This window comes from Acinetobacter sp. AOR41_HL (assembly GCF_027854645.1).
GTDB lineage: Bacteria > Pseudomonadota > Gammaproteobacteria > Pseudomonadales > Moraxellaceae > Acinetobacter > Acinetobacter nosocomialis.
Map to the genome: position 1 here is coordinate 20,548 of NZ_JAKTHZ010000047.1, position 16,825 is coordinate 37,372.

The following is a 16,825-nucleotide window of genomic DNA, read 5'->3' on the forward strand; positions in this document are numbered from 1 at the left end:
TAAGTAGGGTATCTAATGAATAAAAAATTATTATGGCCTTTTGCATTAACCACATTAGCAATCATGCTGAATGGTTGTGGCGGTGGTAGCTCAACCATTAATGAAGATCCTACAAGTGGTTCTGGTAGTTCAAATGCAAATGGAAGTTGTGATGCATCAAATAGTGACTGCTTACAGTTTTCACTCGATTATCCCATTGCTGGTCTTAATTTTACCTGTAGTAGTGCTGCAAATCAGAGTTTTGTTACTAAAGCTTCAGGAAACAGTGTGGTTGGTACATGTAAACTTGGTGATACAGCAAATTTCTTTTTACAAGGCACTCAAACTAAAACAAAGATCGATTTAGGTTCTGTTCAATTAGATAATATTTCAAAGATTAAGGTGGTCGTTCCGCCACGTTTGAAAGTTATGGATATGGCTACGGCTTTAACAGGTGTAGCACCTGCTTCATTAAGTCAAAATGATCCAACCATCCGTGTAGCAATGGCCTTGGTTAAACTCTTTCAAAGCGTTGGTTTAGAGCGTGGTGATAATGTAGTGGGAGATATACAACCTACACTATTTACCGAAGATAAGAAAAATACGCTAAATGTAGTACTTCAAAATATTACTGCTGCTGAATGGCAAAGTGGAGCATACGCCAGTATCTTGAAACCTTGGTTAGATGTTAGCCAAATTGATGATAATCAGGCTTTTGCTTTAGTAACTCAATTGACTCATTTGAGTTTGGTAGGTTTATATCAGTCAGATTACTTGACCTTAGCTCAACCAAACTTAATTTCAGAAAATTTTTATGGATGTAATTTAGCTAATTTAGAGGATTGTCCAAAAAATGCTGCTAATACCCAACACGTAATAGGCAATTTATTTTTACTCTCAGATCGCCAAGGTTATACATTTGGTTACGGCTTACAGTGGAAAGGTACAAGTACTACTACAAGTAACTCAACAGTTACAGCAGTAATGGAAGTATTAACTAAATCTAAGCCAGCTCAACTTACAGCGAATGCTCAAACCACATGGCTCGATCCATTACAAGCTGAGATTAAATCGACGCAACCATTCCATTTAAAAGCTTCACCTAATAGCGCTGAAGATTTACTGATTTATCAAGGTAAATTATTAAATGATTCATTTATTGCTGGTCGCGAAAGTCTTTATTTAGGTGCAACAAATAGTAAAACACCAAATCCTCAACAATATGCGTTATGGCGCCAGAGTATAGGTAATCAAAACTATAATGGTTCGCTAGACATCTATAAAGTAACTCCAGCAAGTTATCTTGCAAAAGATATCTTTAGAACTTCAAAAAATGTGAGCTCAGGGCAAACTTATATTTTCCCGTTATATGGTACTTTAAATATTAAATTTGATACTGCTGGAATTTCACCAATCGATTTAGGTATTGTGATTGATGAAAATGGTGACATTCGTACTGATATTAAACCTAATGCAACAGCAACAGATATGTCTGGACAGTGTGGAGTGGTCTCAGATAACACTTTAATTGATAACAATGGCGTTCAACAGTATCGTATAGGGACAACCGGTGGTACAGAGTCTTCTTCAAATGACAAATCAATTACAGTAAAAATGATTTTTGCTGAACCGAAGCTCGGTAATCTCAATGGTATTTTGGCTGGTTTAAATTCGAATGTTGTTCAAGGTACTACTGCAACTGGTAGTCAAACACTGATTGTAAGTGGGGCAAAAATTAACGTTGCCAACTTATTACAAGGGCAGTTAAATGGTATTAACCTTACAACTTATGATAACAAGACAGTTTCATGGTTAAATCCATATGCCTTCTATCAACGAGTCTATAATAATATTAAGGATGTGAGCCCAGCTCCTACAGAAGAGGATAAAGCTTTAGCTGAGCGAATGAGTGGAACGATAACGATTAGAACGGCTGATTGTTATCAAATTAAGACAAAATAAAAACCATAAAAAAAGACCGTGAAAGCGGTCTTTTTTATTAACTAAATTAACCTGTATGGTCTAAACGAGTTCCTAGTGTTTCTAGGTGCGTTGGAAAAACTTGTTTTTTACGATCTTCAAAATAATGTCTGAGTGTGTGTTCGACACTCGGAAAGGCAAGTTCACCCCATGGAATCTCATGCTCTTCAAATAATCGGCTCTCTATGCTTTCCTCCCCCGCACCAAAAAGTCCATCTTTTAGCTGGGCTTTGAAAAGTACATAAATTTGACCAATACGAGGAATATTGTACATACAGTAAAGTTGTTCTATTTCAATTTCGGCTTCTGCTTCTTCACGAGTTTCTCGCGCCGCACCTTGTTCCATGGTTTCGAACAATTCCATATAACCAGCGGGCAAAGTCCATAAGCCATAACGAGGCTCAATTGCACGACGGCAGAGGAGTACTTTATCTTCCCATAACGCTAAGGCACCGCAGATTACTTTGGGGTTTTCATAATGAATATTTCCACAATGAGTACAAACACGGCGTACTTTATGATCACCTAAAGGAATTTTTTGTTCGGTTTTATGCCCACACGCTACACAGAAACTCATAATTATCATCGAGTATAGAGATGCCTCAGCATAACTGAATTTTTAGACTTACGCATCAACTCTATTCCCTAAGTTTGATTTTCAGATATGATGCAAAGAGAGACAGAATAATAGGTGAATGGTATGGAAGAGCACTTGCTAACACAAAAGTTACAGCAAAGATTGCGCTTTTCCACCCGCATACAAGAAGCACAAGCTGCAGTACTGATTGCGATTACAAATGAAAATAATCCTAAGGTACTGCTTACACGCCGTTCAATACATATGAACAACCATGCGGGGGAGGTTTCTTTTCCGGGTGGCAAACGTGACCCTAGTGATACAAGTAATATTGTTGTAGCGCTAAGAGAAGCTCAAGAAGAGACGGCTTTAAATCCGTTTGATGTGCAGTTGCTAGGTGATCTGCCTATGCAACGTGCAAGAAGTGGCTTGTCTGTAAAACCGATTGTTGGGCTTATTCCTCCTGAGGTAACTTTAATTCCTCAGCCCACCGAAATTGATCGAATTTTCTTTGTGCCTTTACAGCAACTTATAGAGACGCGTCCGACGCCATATGAAGTTCGATATGCTCATCAATCTTTATACTTCCCAAGCTTGCAGATTGATAATGAAATTATTTGGGGCCTCACAGCGCGGATGTTAATTGCCTTATTTAAATATGGTTTAGGCTACCAAAAAGAGTGGCCATTTCTACTGAACTCACCAACGTTTGGAATGCCAAAATTTTCTCATAAAAAATAAAGATCAGGACTGATAAATTATGATGTATAGCTATCAAGGACAGCATCCAAAAGCCTTACATGAGCCATGGGATGGCTGGGTTGCTCCAACCGCAACGCTTATTGGACAAGTAGAATTAGGCCGTCAGGTCAGTATTTGGTTTGGTGCTGTAGTACGTGCCGATAATTGTATAGTGCGCATTGGTAATTTTTCTAATATTCAAGAAAATTCTGTATTACATACTGATGCTGGACTTGAGCTAAATATTGGTGAATATGTCACGGTCGGACATAAAGTCATGCTGCATGGTTGTACGATTGGTGATAATAGCTTGATTGGTATGAACGCCGTCATTTTAAATCGAGCTGTGATTGGTAAGAACTGTATTATTGGTGCTAATGCTTTAATACCAGAAGGTAAAGTGATTCCAGATAACTCAGTAGTGATGGGTTCACCAGGCAAAATTGTGAAAACTTTGGATGAAGATGGCGCGGCAAAAATACGTTTGAGCGCACTACATTATGCTGAACACTTTAAAAGCTATACCGATTTGAAAGAATTTCACTTTTAAAATTTTAGTAAGATATTTTCTATGCCAAGCACTCGCTTGGCATTTTTATTTAGATAGGAACAACTCGCCTAACAGGGCCGAGTGGGGTATCATAACTTCCGTTTTTAATCTGATTGAATACTAAGGTTGTGCATGAAACTGCTGGCGTTGGAAACTGCAAACGAGCAATGTTCCATTTCATTAATTGATGAAACCCAAGAACTATTTTTCCAACTCGATACGCGAGCGAAAGCACAAACTCAGACCATTCTGCCAATGATTGAGCAAGGGTTACAACAAACCGAACTTGACGTAGCTGGTTTAGATGCAATTGCCTTTAGCCGAGGGCCAGGTTCTTTTAGTGGTGTTCGAATTAATGCTGCTGTTGCTCAGGCTTTAGCTTGGTCACAAGATTTACCTGTGGTTCCCGTTTCTACCTTGCAAGCTCTCGCACAAGCGGCTTACCGACTTGAAGGATTAGAGCAGGTAACTGCGGTACTCGATGCACGTATGAACGAAGTTTACATTGCAAGTTTTGTTCTAGATGAGCAAGGCATCATGCAGTGTATCGATGAAGAAAAATTAATGAACTACGAGCAAGCGGCTGCCTATGCAAAGCATTGCTTGATTGGTTCAGGTGCTAAACTTCTTCAAGCTGATGCAGAGTATCAAACAATCACTGCCACTGCACAAGACATTGCTTCGATTGCACGTGTCTATGCTGCCCAAAAGCAGTGGGTTGATGCTGAACATGCTTTACCGGTTTACTTGCGTGATGATGCATGGAAAAAAATTGCGGATCAGGGTAAAGCAAAGTAAAGGCACTGCGCATGCATATATATTTTGAAGTGGATTTTCAAGAACAAGCACAGCATTATCAAGCTGTGCTTTCTTCTAGAGGCGTGGCTGCCGATTTACAGCCGATTGAAAAGCTCAATGCCCGTTTTTTACGTTTAAATCCTGAATTAGCACTTTGTGTAGATGAAAACGGACTTTGGTTATCTGCGAACGGCATGAAAATGCAGCCTGACTGGAAAGCTGAAATCCCACGTTTAAAACGAGCAAGTCTTAAATCGGAAATGATTGCTCGTGCTTGTCAGTTAGGGGAAAAGCCAGTACTGGTCGATGCTACAGCGGGCTTAGGTCATGACAGCTTACTTATGGCTTATCTGGGTGCCCAAATCCAGCTTGTTGAGCGTCATCCGATTTTATTTACTTTACTTGAAGATTCAAAAGCTCAGGCACAGCGTGATCCATTTTTAAGTCAATTTATAGATCGTATTCAACTAATCTTTGCTGACTCTGCAAGCTATTTACAGCAATTAGATCAAGACGCACAAACGGTTGATGTAGTCTACCTTGACCCGATGTTCCCACAGCGCGACCAAAACCAACAAGCAATTAAAAAACAAGCCCAGGTCAAAAAGCAGATGCAGCTTTTGCATTTACTTTTACCCGAAGATGGAGAAATGGATTTGGGAGATAATTTGCTTGATTTGGCCAAAAAAGTTGCCAAGCGAGTGATTGTAAAACGTCCACGCCATGCTGTTTTCTTAGCAAATCAAGAGCCAGCTCATCAGTGGCAGGGGGATGCTTGTCGTTTTGATGCTTACTTTCAGTAAGCTTATGTAAGGTTAAGTTTTATTGCTTGAATAATGCACAAATATATGTGATATAGTTCAAAAGCATGATTGCTAAAATTCTTAGCAGGCATACACTTATGATGCCTGACAAAAACGAAATTTTTGAAACCTTTTTATGATTGATCTCAAACCCTCCATTAACTTTTGGCATGATTTTAAAAGTAACCAGCTTGCCGGAATGTGGTTATTTTTGGGGTCAAGACGTTCCTTACAGATCGTACATCCCTCTATTCTTCAACTTATAGTTTGGGGAATATTAGGCGGATGTACCAACTCACTTTATAGCTGGCTCGTAGCTGGTCAAATGGGTGATTTTAACTCCCAAGGCCTAATTGGGTACGCACTCTGGCCTTTTATTGCGCTTATTGTTGGTATTTTTTTATCACAGCGTATTAATCAGCCGCGTTTAATGTTAGTTCCAGCCTTACTGTGGCTAGTTTTAGATACCAATATTTTATTAATTCAATGTTTAATTCAATATCTGGGCTCTAATGGTTATTTGAACTTTGTTCCCGACGCTATTTATAACGGTATTTTACCCGGTTTGTTTGTAGCACTTTTTGTGTGGCAAAGTTTGGCGGTCATTTGGGTATTCTCACGTGAGCTTAAGTGGCCTTGGTGGGAGCGAGCATTGGTTATGGTTGCGACCATTGCGACCATGGTGGTTTGGCAACTTTCCGTAAAAGATCAGCCTATTTGGAAAGTGGAAGATTCTCCACCTACTTTTGCCGAAGATGCTTTTTATGCACAAAGTAAATTACTTCATGATGCTTTAGAGCAAGTTCAATATGGTGAGCTAGCGAAAAGTCATTGGTATTTCTTGGGTGTTGCAGGCGACAGTTATCAAGACGTTTTTAAATCGGAAGTGGTTCGTATTAAAGAACAATTCGATACACGTTTCGGCACTGTCGGACGTTCGATGATGCTAGTCAATAATCCAGATACTCGAACCGAAATTCCGATTGCGTCTAAAACTAGTATAGAGTTGGCTCTACGCCGTATGGGCCAGCAAATGAATCGTGACAGTGATGTGCTCTTTTTATATATGACATCACATGGTGAACAAAACCATTTTGAAATTGAAAATGCGCCTCTAGATTTGGGGCAAGTCGATCCGAAATGGTTACGTGAAACGCTCGATAAAGCGGGGATCCGTTGGCGTGTAATTGTCATTTCCGCCTGTTACTCGGGAAGCTTTATTCCGGCGTTACAGTCACCTGATACATTAATTATTACGGCATCTGCTGCGGATAAAACTTCGTTCGGTTGTAATAACGAAGCTGACTATACTTATTTTGGACGAGCTTTCTTTGATTTGGCGATGCGAGAGCAGTCTTCTATGAAAGATTCGTTTAATGCCGCTAAGCAAACCGTAACCAAATGGGAAGTCGCTCAAGGTGTAGAACCTTCAGAGCCGCAATGGATGATTGGTAAGAATATGGAGCTTATGCTACCTCAGTTGGAAAAATATCTTTTCCCACAGCAAAGCACAGGTAGTGTAAATATTGCTCAAACACAAACAGAGGCTAAAAACGATGCAACTCCTGCAAAAAAACCGCTGCTTTGAAGGTGAGCAGCGCATTTACCAGTTCGATTCTCAATTATTAAAGGGCTCTACTAAGTTTGGTGTTTATTTGCCACCTGCAGCTTTGGAAGGTAAACCTTGCTCAACTTTGTTTTACTTAGCGGGTTTAACGTGTACTGAGGAAACTTTTGCAATCAAAGCCCATGCACAACACATGGCCGCACAGCTTAGCCTCATACTGATTACACCAGATACTTCTCCTCGTGGTGAACAAGTCGCAGTAGGTGACAATTGGGATTTAGGTCAAGGCGCGGGTTTTTATATTAATGCAACGCAAGCGCCTTGGTCTGAGCATTATCGGATGGAAAGCTATTTAATCGATGAGTTATATCCACTTATTTTAAAAAGTTTTCCAGTCAATGCTCAACAAGTCGGTATCTTTGGGCATTCGATGGGGGGACATGGCGCCTTAACTTTAGCTTTTAAATACCCTAACAAGTTTAAGTCGGTATCTGCCTTTGCACCGATTTGCGCGCCAAGTGAATGTGCATGGGGTGAAAAAGCGTTTAGCCATTATTTAGGTGCAGATCGCGATAGCTGGTTAGCTCATGATGCCACAGCTTTAGTCACAAAAAATGGTGCGGTATTTAATGAAATTTTGGTGGATCAGGGGTTAGATGACCAATTTTATGAACAACTTCACCCTGAAAAATTTAAGCAAGCATGTTTAAAGGCAGGACAGCCTTTAACTTTAAGACAACATGCTGGCTATGATCATGGCTATTATTTTATCCAGACCTTTATGGATGAGCATTTGCAGTTTCATGCAATCCAGTTGGAAAAGGTCGCTGGCGAATAATTAGTGCTGCCATTCCACTTGAAATTCTTGTTGAGCCATACGGTTTAGATGATCAAGGACAACTTTTTCCAAGTGGTCATGGTCATCTAACTGGCTATCAATGGCAACATTTAATTGTTCTGTCTGAGGTGCAAGTGTAATGGTTGCGGTAGGCATTAAGATTTTAAAATCTTGTTCAGTTTCTTGTACTTCAAATTTATGTTTCCAATGATTAACTAGACGTTTTGCAATGCGTTTTCCATCGTTTGTTAATAGATGAGTTGTGCTTTTCATTATCAATCCTCACATTGGTTTAATGTACCTTAACAAATTCATTTAGTACTTGGCATTCTATTGCTGCAACGTTACGTTGCAAGTTTGAAATGTTGCCATTTAAGCAAGGAAGAGCGGGCCAAGTAGGTTCTTTTTTGTTATAATTTTTAGCCTCTCCTTAAATTTTTAGCCAGGTCATCCACCTATGTCCAAGCCTTATTTGATTGCTCCTTCTATTTTATCTGCCGATTTTGCTCGTTTAGGCGAAGATGTAGACAAAGTGTTAGCTGCAGGTGCCGATGTAGTGCATTTTGATGTGATGGATAATCACTATGTTCCAAATTTAACTTTTGGTGCAGGTGTGTGTAAGGCTTTAAAAAATTATGGAATTACAGCTCCTGTTGATGTGCATTTAATGGTATCTCCAGTTGACCGTATTATTGGTGATTTCCTAGAAGCAGGCGCAGATATCATTACGTTCCACCCAGAAGCTTCTCATCACATTGACCGTTCATTACAGCTTATTAAGTCTGGTGGTGCTAAAGCAGGATTAGTTTTTAACCCAGCAACACCATTGCATTATCTAGACTATGTTCTTGATAAAGTTGACCAAATTTTATTAATGAGTGTAAACCCAGGTTTTGGTGGGCAAAAGTTCATTCCAATGACTTTAGAAAAATTACGTGAAGCGCGTAAAATTATTGATGCAAGCGGCCGTGATATCCGTTTAGAAGTAGACGGTGGTGTTGGTCCTGCAAACATTCGTGAAATTGCAGAAGCTGGTGCAGATATGTTCGTTGCTGGCTCGGCAATTTTTGGTCAACCAGATTATAAAGTTGTAATTGATCAAATGCGTGCAGAGCTTGCAAAAGTCGGTAGTGTAGACGCTTAAAAAAAGAATATTAAGCTGAGAGTAAACTTGTGGATAACTTTGTTTATAACTGTATGGATAACTGTGTTGATAACCATATGGATAAGATGTTGGTAAAATAAACAAAATGAGATCAACCGTTTATTCTCTAAACAAAATGTATGAAAAAAGAACGCTTTGGCGTTCTTTTTCTATTCTATCAGGATATTTTTGGATCTGTTTTTTTATTAAGCTTTGCTAAAAAATAACCTGTGCAAAAAACGAGAGGGCTTGTGTAAAACTTTTTAAAATATATTGAATAGAAAACTGTAAAAGTGTCATGAAAAATAAAGCTAAATTTGATTTAATAAGATTTTAGTAAGAGACCTAGATCATTAATGACAGTAAAAATTTTAGCGGTAGATATGGATGGGACTTTTCTTAATTCTAAGAAGCAGTACAACAAAGCACGTTTTTTAAAACAGTATGAACAACTAAAACAAAATAATATTCATTTTGTGGTGGCCAGTGGTAACCAACTTGCAAAGCTTGTTACTTATTTTCCAGAAATTAATCATGAAATTGCTTTCATTGCAGAAAATGGGGCACATGTTGTAGATGCAGGGCAAGAACTCGCTTTTGCTCATTTAAGCAAAGAGCAATTCATTGAGATTTTAAATGCGATTGACCCAGTATATACCTCTAAAATGGTGATCTGCGGAAAACAGAGTGCTTATGTACATACGAGTATGAATGCAGAGGACTACGCTAAAGTCGCTCGATATTTTGAGAAGCTGACAGTTATCGATGACTTTTATGCGTTAGATGATCTGGTATGTAAAATTACTTTTACTGCTCAGGAAAACGAAAGTTTTGCAATTTTTGAACATTTTCAGAAGCAAAGCTTCGTAGCAGATAAGGTTTTAGTGCCTGTTTCTAGTGGCTTTGGTTTTATTGATTTGATCCTTCCAGATCAACATAAAGCGCATGGTTTGAAGCTATTACTACATAAATGGCAGATTGAAGCCAATCAAGTGGTTGCGATTGGCGATAACAATAATGATATCCAGATGATCAAAGCAGCAGGTTATGGGTTTGCGGTTGAAAATGCTATTGAAGCTTTAAAAGCAGTAGCGCCTTATACAACACGAAGTAATGAACGAGAAGGTGCACTAGAAGTGATTGATTTAGTTCTTCAGCATCAACCTCCGTTTGCTTAATGACCATAAAAACAATCAATTAAGATGTAAAATTGTATCTGTTTTAAAACTTGGTTATGCTTATACCCCATAGATAAATGGATTGCTCAAGGCAATAAATGATGACGCTGCAACACTTACGCAAGTATGCTTGGTTTGTGTTCCTAATGACTTTGGTCATTGGGTGGAGTGGCGTGTCTGTTGCTCAGATGCCTATGCAGCATGATCTTCATACAATGCCATGCCATAGTAAGCAAATGACACATCACACTATGCATGTTCAAGCTGATAATCAGGCGATATGTCATCAATCTATGGTTAAAGTTTCTCATCAACATGGTGAACACTGCCGAGACTGTAACCCAGTCCATTGTCAAATGGTGAATCTGGCTTTACAGCAAGCTGTACCAGATATTGAAACATCATTTATTCCTAGTACATCTCAATTTAGTAGTATTTATCAGGCACAGCATTTAGCTGGATACTGGCAAGAAATCTTACGCCCACCAAAAGCTTAATCCTTTCTTACTTATTTTTTTAGTTAAAAGGATTACAGCAATGTCTCATAAAACAATTAGCAGCCTCGTCGCTGTATTTGGTCTATTGGTTTCACCATGGACCCTCGCGGCAATTAAGGAGTATCACCTTAATATTAATGAACAACAGATCAATGTTACGGGCAAACCCCTTAAACGAATTACCGTAAATGGCAAGTTTACAGCCCCACTTCTTGAGTTTGAGGAAGGGGATGAGGCTGTTATTCATGTTCATAACCAATTAAAGAATCAAGATACCTCTTTACATTGGCATGGCTTATTACTACCCGGGTTAATGGATGGTGTACCCGGTTTCAATGGTTTTAAAGGAATCGCGCCAAACGGAGATTTTGTTTACCGTTTTAAGGTGAAACAAAATGGCACATATTGGTATCACGCCCACAGTAAAGGCCAAGAACAAGATGGTTTATATGGACCACTCGTGATTTATCCAAAAGGAAAAATACCCGTTGCGGCACATGAAAAAACTGACCGTGATTATGTGGTGATGCTTTCAGATTTTCATCAGTCTTCTAGCGATAGTATTTTAAAGAATTTAAAGAAATCTGCTGAGTATTATCAAAACCGCCGTGAAACCGTATCTGATGTTTGGAAGCAAGTTAAAGCACAAGGCTTAAAAGCAACTTGGCAAGATCGTTCGATGTGGAATCAGATGCGGATGTTAAAAACCGATATGTCTGATGTGACGGGTTATACTTTCTTAGTTAACGGCAAGACACCAGAGCAAAACTGGACAGGTAATTTTAAAGCGGGCGATAAGGTTCGATTGCGATTTATTAATGCATCAGCTATGTCTTTTTTTGATGTCAGAATTCCAAATTTGAAAATGACTGTTGTGAGTGCAGATGGACAGCCAGTTAAGCCTGTTGCAATTGACGAGTTTCGTATCGGTACAGCTGAAACCTACGATGTCATTGTAGAGCCTAAACAAGAAAATTATCAGATTGAGGCAGAGTCTATTGACCGCAGTGGTTTTGCTATCGGTACTTTGCATAATGAAAATGCACAGGCTGTAGGACCGGTTCAAATCCCAGCATCACGTCCACGCGCTTTATTAACCATGGAAGATATGGGCATGAGTCATGGGGATGGGGCAAGTGATGAACATGCTGGCCATCAAATGAACATGCAACATGACATGTCGGCCATGCCTGAAATGAAAAAAGAAGCGAACCATGCTAATCATGATTCTACAATGATAAATATGGATCATGACATGAAAAATAAGTCATCTAGCGAACATGATCATTCCATGATGCAAATGAAGCATGACATGTCAGCGATGTCTGAAATGAAGCATGATATGCAGGCAATGTCAGCTAGCGAGCATGACCACGCTATGATGAATATGAATCATGAGATGCCTGCGCAATCTGAGAATAAGTCCAAAAAAGATGAACCCGTTTATGGCTGGGCAAATGCTTCAACACCAGCGGGTATGAAAACACTGCAATATAGTGATTTGCAGTCTTTAACACCGCAGCCAGATACTCGTGCGCCCGAGCGTGAATTAGTCATTCGTTTAGGGGGCAACATGGAGCGTTATATCTGGACTATTAATGGTAAGAAATTTAACGAAGCTGAACCATTACAAGTTAAATATGGCGAACGTATTCGCTTGAAGTTTGTAAATGACAGCATGATGGCTCATCCAATGCATTTACATGGCATGTTTATGCAATTGGAAAATGGTCAACAAGCTGAAAACTTACCAAATAAACATACCGTTATTGTTCCACCCGGAAAGACCGTTACTGCGTTATTGACAGCCGATGCTTTGGGAGAATGGGCGATTCATTGTCATTTGCTCTATCACATGAGTGCTGGAATGATGAATAAGTTGATTGTTGCTCAAGTAAATGACAGCCAACAACCAGCTCAATCACAGCCACCTGTTCAATCTGAAAATGAGAAAGGAGCTAGTCATGCGCATCACTAAGTTATTTTCTCAAATGATATGTTGCGGTGCTTTCTCGGGTATATCTTTATTTGCTTTTGCTCAAGAACCTTTAACACACGATCATTTACGCGAACATGGTGGACAGGTTTATCAAGCAACTAAGATTGATACTGGCTGGACTCAAAATGAAAAGGGTGAAGGCAGTTTTTCTTCTGAATTGGAAAGCTGGGTGGGAACGGATGAAAATAAATTGTTCATTAAAGCCCATGTTGAAAAGGCCGAGTCGGAAGATGCCAATTATGGCGGTTCAGTACTTTATAGCCGCAATATAGCTGATTATTGGGATGTACAGGCTGGGGTAAACTATGAACGTTTACAACGGGAAGACGAAAAGCAAGAACGTTGGGCTGGTGTAGTGGGTTTACATGGCATGGCGCCTTACTTTTTTGAAACCGATGCTTATCTTTATGCAGGTGAAGATCAGTTATGGAAGTTGAGCCTAGAGACTGAAAGGGACTTACTCTTTACCCAAAAGTTGATTGGTAAGCCCTATTTAAAAGCAAACGTTGTTTTGCAAGATGAATCTCGCTATGCCAGTAAAACGGGATTATCGAGTTTACAGGCAGGTTTTCAAACCCGTTATGAAATCAATAAAAAGGTCATGCCATTTGTTGATGTCGGTTATGGTTATGAAAAAGGTTTAAAACAAACTGCTTGGCAAACTGGAACCGACTCTGAAAATGGTTGGTATTATGGTGCAGGGTTAACACTAAAATTTTAATTGCTGAACAAAAAGTAAGCTTAATGACATGCCATTAGTTTATACTAATGGCATTGTTTTTTGTGTCAGTTATGGTGCAAAGATGGCTTTAGAAAAACAAGAGAATCAAATAAATGTAAATAAAAGCTGCTCAAGCTGTGGGTGTTCAAGCGTAGCAACTCAGGAATATTCTATGCCGAGTGAACCTATGGCAAATAAAATCCAATGGGTGAGTTATTACCATATTCCTCACATGGATTGTGCAGCAGAAGAGCAGATGGTGCGAATGGCGTTAGCACCTTATGCTGGACATATTCAAGAACTTGATTTTGATTTGCCTGCTCGGCATTTAGCGGTGTATCACAGTACAGAAGCTGAAAAAATTACCCAAACCCTGCAACGCCTAGGTTTAGGGGCAGAGTTACAGCAAACTCAACCTCACTATGAACCCGTTGAAAAGCCTAAAAAGGTACGTGTTAGCTCTTCAGCTAATGCAGCACAAAAACAGGTTTTACAATGGTTGTTACTTATTAATGCAGTGATGTTTTTTATCGAATTTATGGCAGGCATCATTGCGTCATCAACAGGATTAATTGCTGACTCACTCGATATGTTTGCCGATGCGGCAATTTATGGAATTGCTTTATTTGTGGTAGGTAAAAACCTCAATGCTCAATTAAAGGCTGCACATATTTCTGGATGGTTTCAGTTTGGCTTAGCCATGATTGTGTTAGTTGATGTATTACGTCGTTTTATATACGGCAGTGAACCTGTTTCAATTCTCATGATTTTAATTGGTGGTTTAGCGCTTGCAGCCAATGTTAGTTGTCTTTATTTAATGAGAGATCATAAGGAGAGTGGGGCACATATGAAGGCGAGTTATATATTCTCTGCCAATGATGTCATCGTAAACTTAGGTGTCATTATTGCGGGAATATTAGTTGCAATCACTGGCTCTCGTTATCCTGATTTAATTATTGGATTGATTATTGTTTTGTTTGTTTTAAATGGTGCTCGGAAAATTCTACAACTCAAAAATGAATAATATTTTCTGATAGAGGCAAGCTTGAGTTCGGGTTTGCCTTCATTTTTTATTTTAAAGTAAACTGAGTCTTCACATAAGGAGGAACGACCTCCCCCATAATGGGTAATCATGTCGGGACGACCTGACACTATAAAAATTAGTGAATATTATGGCTTGGGCTATTTTAATTTTAGCAGGTGTATTTGAAATCATTTGGGCATATTCTATGAAAATGTCTGAAGGTTTTACACGTTTAACCCCTAGTGTTATTACCGTAGTTTTTATGATTTTGAGTGTGGTTCTGCTTTCAATATCAATGAAAACTTTACCTCTTGGTACTGCTTATACGGTTTGGACAGGCATAGGTGCAATTGGATCATTTTTAGTGGGTATATTTTTTCTCAATGAACCTATTGGTGCAATGAGAATGATTGCCGCTGTACTGATTGTATCGGGACTGGTTCTAATGAAAATTTCGTCTCCATCTTAAAAGGATAAAGTATGTTGCTGTCTTATAAGTATATCAATTCGCCTGTTGGGCAATTAAAACTAGTTGCGAATGAAAATGCTTTGGTGGCAGTACTTTGGGACAATGAAAATCCAAAACGTGTTCGACTGGCAGAGCTGGTCGAACAAGCTGAGCATCCGGTTTTATTAAAAACTGAGCAACAGTTAAAAGAATACTTTGAAGGCAAACGCCGTGAATTTACATTGCCATTAGATTTTGAAGGTACAGCATTCCAAAAACAGGTATGGACCGCATTACTCAGCATTCCTTATGGCGAAACAAGAAGTTATAAAGAAATTGCTGTTCAAATTGGAAATGAAAAAGCAGTGCGAGCAGTAGGGGCTGCCAATGGTAAAAACCCAATTTCGATTATTGCACCTTGTCACCGAGTCATTGGCGCGGGTGGCGCTTTAGTGGGTTTTGCTGGTGGTCTTGATAAGAAAGATATTTTATTAAAATTAGAGCAAAAATAAGCTATTTTTAGCGCTCGATTTTTTCAGGCTTTTCTAATAAGCTGTCAATACTGATATTTCATATAAAGCGGGTTTTATGACCTCGCTATTTTCTGAAATATTGATCTTTTCATAACAAACTCTGGATGTTCTAAAAATGGCTGTCGGCGACGTAACAATGCCACAAATGCATGTGGTAAAAGGTGTAAAAATTGGCTCAACAGAAGCATATGTACGTTACCAAAACCGACGAGATTTAGTCATTTTTGAGTTTGCAGAAGGTTCAAATGTTGCGGGTGTATTTACTCAAAACGCCTTCTGTGCAGCACCTGTTCATGTCTCTAAAGCTCATCTTGCCCAAGGCAATCCTCGTTATTTAGTAATTAATACAGGTAATGCCAATGCGGGTACTGGACCTACAGGTTTAAAAAATGCTCAAGCTACTTGCGCGAAGTTAGCTGAGCTTGCTGGTGTGAACAGTTTTGAAGTACTTCCGTTTTCTACAGGGGTGATCGGTGAGCAGCTTCCAATGGAACGTTTACTTGCTGGTCTTCAACCTGCATTAAATAGCGTACAAGATGCTGCTTGGAATGATGCAGCAACTGGCATTATGACGACAGATACAGTTCCTAAAGGTGCATCTGAACAATTTGAACTTGATGGCATTACTTATACCATGACCGGTATTAGTAAAGGTGCAGGCATGATCCGTCCAAACATGGCAACCATGTTGAGCTTTGTGGCAACAGATGCGCCTATTAGCCGTGATTTAGTCCAAAAGCTATTAAAGACAACCGTTGAGCATTCATTTAACCGTATTACCATTGATGGCGATACTTCAACAAATGACTCTTGTATTTTTGTGGCGACTGGTCAGGCTGGTGGCACTGAAATTACATCAGACAGCGATGTGCGCTACGCAAAAGTATTAGAAGTGCTTGCTCGTGTCATGAACCGTTTAGCACAATTAATTATACGTGATGGCGAAGGTGCGACCAAGTTCATTACTGTTGCTGTAGAGGGTGGTGGTAATATTCAAGAGTGTTGTGACATTGCGTATAGCATTGCACATTCTCCACTCGTTAAAACTGCACTGTTTGCATCTGACCCGAACTGGGGGCGTATTTTAGCGGCAATTGGCTATGCAGGAGTGAAAGACTTAGACGTGTCTAAAATTCAGGTGTGGTTAGATGACGTTCAAATCTGTAAAGATGGTGGTGCAGCCGAGGACTATACCGAAGAAGCGGGTGCGCGCGTTATGGCACAAACCGAAATTACCATTCGCGTTGATTTAGGTCGCGGTCAAGCCAAGGACACAGTCTACACATGCGATTTATCTTACGACTACGTCAAGATTAATGCAGATTACCGTTCGTAAATATTCAGTTATAATCAAGCCTCGACAAAGAGGCTTTTTTATTAGCCCCATCTTTTGATATTAAATGATTCAATTTAGTAAATCATTTAAGCAGTAACGTTATATGCGAGCA

At 39.4% G+C, this 16,825-nt stretch carries 18 protein-coding genes; 16 read left to right on the forward strand and 2 right to left on the reverse strand.

Annotation, left to right across the window (positions count from 1 at the left end):
- Positions 1–15 precede the first annotated feature (15 nt).
- A complete protein-coding gene (gene filF / locus MKL35_RS17680; protein ID WP_270914320.1) occupies positions 16–1,941 on the forward strand; it encodes a putative pilus system protein FilF in 1,926 nt (641 codons plus the stop codon).
- A 46-nt stretch (positions 1,942–1,987) separates the two neighbouring features.
- On the opposite strand, the gene MKL35_RS17685 is transcribed toward filF, so the two are convergent.
- The gene (locus tag MKL35_RS17685; protein WP_000006666.1) at positions 1,988–2,536 is read right to left on the reverse strand and encodes an NUDIX hydrolase; all 549 of its coding nucleotides are present in this window, start codon (positions 2,534–2,536) and stop codon (positions 1,988–1,990) included.
- A 114-nt stretch (positions 2,537–2,650) separates the two neighbouring features.
- Between MKL35_RS17685 and MKL35_RS17690 the strand changes: the two genes are divergently transcribed.
- The 6 genes from MKL35_RS17690 to fghA all read left to right on the forward strand — a co-directional run bounded on the left by MKL35_RS17690 (position 2,651) and on the right by fghA (position 7,833).
- Positions 2,651–3,277 (forward strand): CoA pyrophosphatase, encoded by a 627-nt coding sequence (locus tag MKL35_RS17690; RefSeq protein WP_006581515.1) that lies wholly within the window; start codon positions 2,651–2,653, stop codon positions 3,275–3,277.
- A 22-nt stretch (positions 3,278–3,299) separates the two neighbouring features.
- The gene (locus MKL35_RS17695) at positions 3,300–3,827 is read left to right on the forward strand and encodes a gamma carbonic anhydrase family protein (protein WP_080631653.1); all 528 of its coding nucleotides are present in this window, start codon (positions 3,300–3,302) and stop codon (positions 3,825–3,827) included.
- Between the two features lie 132 nt (positions 3,828–3,959).
- A complete protein-coding gene (tsaB, locus tag MKL35_RS17700) occupies positions 3,960–4,625 on the forward strand; it encodes a tRNA (adenosine(37)-N6)-threonylcarbamoyltransferase complex dimerization subunit type 1 TsaB (RefSeq protein WP_004710482.1) in 666 nt (221 codons plus the stop codon).
- A gap of 11 nt (positions 4,626–4,636) precedes the next feature.
- Positions 4,637–5,428 (forward strand): class I SAM-dependent methyltransferase, encoded by a 792-nt coding sequence (locus MKL35_RS17705; RefSeq protein ID WP_017393206.1) that lies wholly within the window; start codon positions 4,637–4,639, stop codon positions 5,426–5,428.
- Positions 5,429–5,564: 136 nt separating this feature from the next.
- Positions 5,565–7,016, forward strand: coding sequence for a C13 family peptidase (locus MKL35_RS17710; protein ID WP_017393207.1), 1,452 nt, complete (start codon positions 5,565–5,567; stop codon positions 7,014–7,016).
- Positions 6,985–7,833, forward strand: coding sequence for an S-formylglutathione hydrolase (gene fghA, locus MKL35_RS17715; RefSeq protein WP_106479754.1), 849 nt, complete (start codon positions 6,985–6,987; stop codon positions 7,831–7,833). Before MKL35_RS17710 ends, fghA begins: the two co-directional genes overlap by 32 nt.
- On the opposite strand, the gene MKL35_RS17720 is transcribed toward fghA, so the two are convergent.
- Positions 7,834–8,106: a DUF2218 domain-containing protein gene (locus MKL35_RS17720; RefSeq protein WP_106479755.1), complete on the reverse strand. Its 273-nt coding sequence runs from the start codon at positions 8,104–8,106 to the stop codon at positions 7,834–7,836.
- Between the two features lie 184 nt (positions 8,107–8,290).
- Between MKL35_RS17720 and rpe the strand changes: the two genes are divergently transcribed.
- The 9 genes from rpe to argJ all read left to right on the forward strand — a co-directional run bounded on the left by rpe (position 8,291) and on the right by argJ (position 16,713).
- A complete protein-coding gene (gene rpe / locus MKL35_RS17725) occupies positions 8,291–8,977 on the forward strand; it encodes a ribulose-phosphate 3-epimerase (protein WP_000043044.1) in 687 nt (228 codons plus the stop codon).
- Between the two features lie 356 nt (positions 8,978–9,333).
- The gene (locus MKL35_RS17730) at positions 9,334–10,155 is read left to right on the forward strand and encodes a Cof-type HAD-IIB family hydrolase (protein WP_106479756.1); all 822 of its coding nucleotides are present in this window, start codon (positions 9,334–9,336) and stop codon (positions 10,153–10,155) included.
- Positions 10,156–10,256: 101 nt separating this feature from the next.
- The gene (locus MKL35_RS17735) at positions 10,257–10,652 is read left to right on the forward strand and encodes a hypothetical protein (RefSeq protein WP_106479757.1); all 396 of its coding nucleotides are present in this window, start codon (positions 10,257–10,259) and stop codon (positions 10,650–10,652) included.
- A gap of 40 nt (positions 10,653–10,692) precedes the next feature.
- A complete protein-coding gene (locus MKL35_RS17740; protein ID WP_106479758.1) occupies positions 10,693–12,630 on the forward strand; it encodes a copper resistance system multicopper oxidase in 1,938 nt (645 codons plus the stop codon).
- Positions 12,617–13,372: a copper resistance protein B gene (locus MKL35_RS17745; protein WP_209796533.1), complete on the forward strand. Its 756-nt coding sequence runs from the start codon at positions 12,617–12,619 to the stop codon at positions 13,370–13,372. Before MKL35_RS17740 ends, MKL35_RS17745 begins: the two co-directional genes overlap by 14 nt.
- Before the next feature lie 28 nt (positions 13,373–13,400).
- Entirely contained in the window at positions 13,401–14,396 is a 996-nt protein-coding gene (locus MKL35_RS17750; RefSeq protein ID WP_209796535.1) for a cation transporter, read from the forward strand.
- Between the two features lie 148 nt (positions 14,397–14,544).
- Entirely contained in the window at positions 14,545–14,865 is a 321-nt protein-coding gene (locus tag MKL35_RS17755; protein WP_002050323.1) for a DMT family transporter, read from the forward strand.
- Between the two features lie 11 nt (positions 14,866–14,876).
- Positions 14,877–15,356 (forward strand): methylated-DNA--[protein]-cysteine S-methyltransferase, encoded by a 480-nt coding sequence (locus tag MKL35_RS17760; RefSeq protein ID WP_002050401.1) that lies wholly within the window; start codon positions 14,877–14,879, stop codon positions 15,354–15,356.
- 136 nt (positions 15,357–15,492) lie between these two features.
- On the forward strand, positions 15,493–16,713 hold the full coding sequence (gene argJ / locus MKL35_RS17765) for a bifunctional glutamate N-acetyltransferase/amino-acid acetyltransferase ArgJ (RefSeq protein ID WP_106479759.1): 1,221 nt from the start codon (positions 15,493–15,495) through the stop codon (positions 16,711–16,713).
- Positions 16,714–16,825: the final 112 nt, after the last annotated feature.

Excerpts from the sequence above, each read along its gene's own strand:
- filF (WP_270914320.1), top strand. The coding sequence starts at position 16 with ATGAATAAAAAATTATTATGGCCTTTTGCATTAACCACATTAGCAATC.
- MKL35_RS17685 (WP_000006666.1), bottom strand. The coding sequence starts at position 2,536 with ATGAGTTTCTGTGTAGCGTGTGGGCATAAAACCGAACAAAAAATTCCT.
- MKL35_RS17695 (WP_080631653.1), top strand. The coding sequence starts at position 3,300 with ATGTATAGCTATCAAGGACAGCATCCAAAAGCCTTACATGAGCCATGG.
- tsaB (WP_004710482.1), top strand. The coding sequence starts at position 3,960 with ATGAAACTGCTGGCGTTGGAAACTGCAAACGAGCAATGTTCCATTTCA.
- MKL35_RS17705 (WP_017393206.1), top strand. The coding sequence starts at position 4,637 with ATGCATATATATTTTGAAGTGGATTTTCAAGAACAAGCACAGCATTAT.
- MKL35_RS17710 (WP_017393207.1), top strand. The coding sequence starts at position 5,565 with ATGATTGATCTCAAACCCTCCATTAACTTTTGGCATGATTTTAAAAGT.
- fghA (WP_106479754.1), top strand. The coding sequence starts at position 6,985 with ATGCAACTCCTGCAAAAAAACCGCTGCTTTGAAGGTGAGCAGCGCATT.
- MKL35_RS17720 (WP_106479755.1), bottom strand. The coding sequence starts at position 8,106 with ATGAAAAGCACAACTCATCTATTAACAAACGATGGAAAACGCATTGCA.
- rpe (WP_000043044.1), top strand. The coding sequence starts at position 8,291 with ATGTCCAAGCCTTATTTGATTGCTCCTTCTATTTTATCTGCCGATTTT.
- MKL35_RS17730 (WP_106479756.1), top strand. The coding sequence starts at position 9,334 with ATGACAGTAAAAATTTTAGCGGTAGATATGGATGGGACTTTTCTTAAT.
- MKL35_RS17735 (WP_106479757.1), top strand. The coding sequence starts at position 10,257 with ATGACGCTGCAACACTTACGCAAGTATGCTTGGTTTGTGTTCCTAATG.
- MKL35_RS17740 (WP_106479758.1), top strand. The coding sequence starts at position 10,693 with ATGTCTCATAAAACAATTAGCAGCCTCGTCGCTGTATTTGGTCTATTG.
- MKL35_RS17745 (WP_209796533.1), top strand. The coding sequence starts at position 12,617 with ATGCGCATCACTAAGTTATTTTCTCAAATGATATGTTGCGGTGCTTTC.
- MKL35_RS17750 (WP_209796535.1), top strand. The coding sequence starts at position 13,401 with ATGCCATTAGTTTATACTAATGGCATTGTTTTTTGTGTCAGTTATGGT.
- MKL35_RS17755 (WP_002050323.1), top strand. The coding sequence starts at position 14,545 with ATGGCTTGGGCTATTTTAATTTTAGCAGGTGTATTTGAAATCATTTGG.
- MKL35_RS17760 (WP_002050401.1), top strand. The coding sequence starts at position 14,877 with ATGTTGCTGTCTTATAAGTATATCAATTCGCCTGTTGGGCAATTAAAA.
- argJ (WP_106479759.1), top strand. The coding sequence starts at position 15,493 with ATGGCTGTCGGCGACGTAACAATGCCACAAATGCATGTGGTAAAAGGT.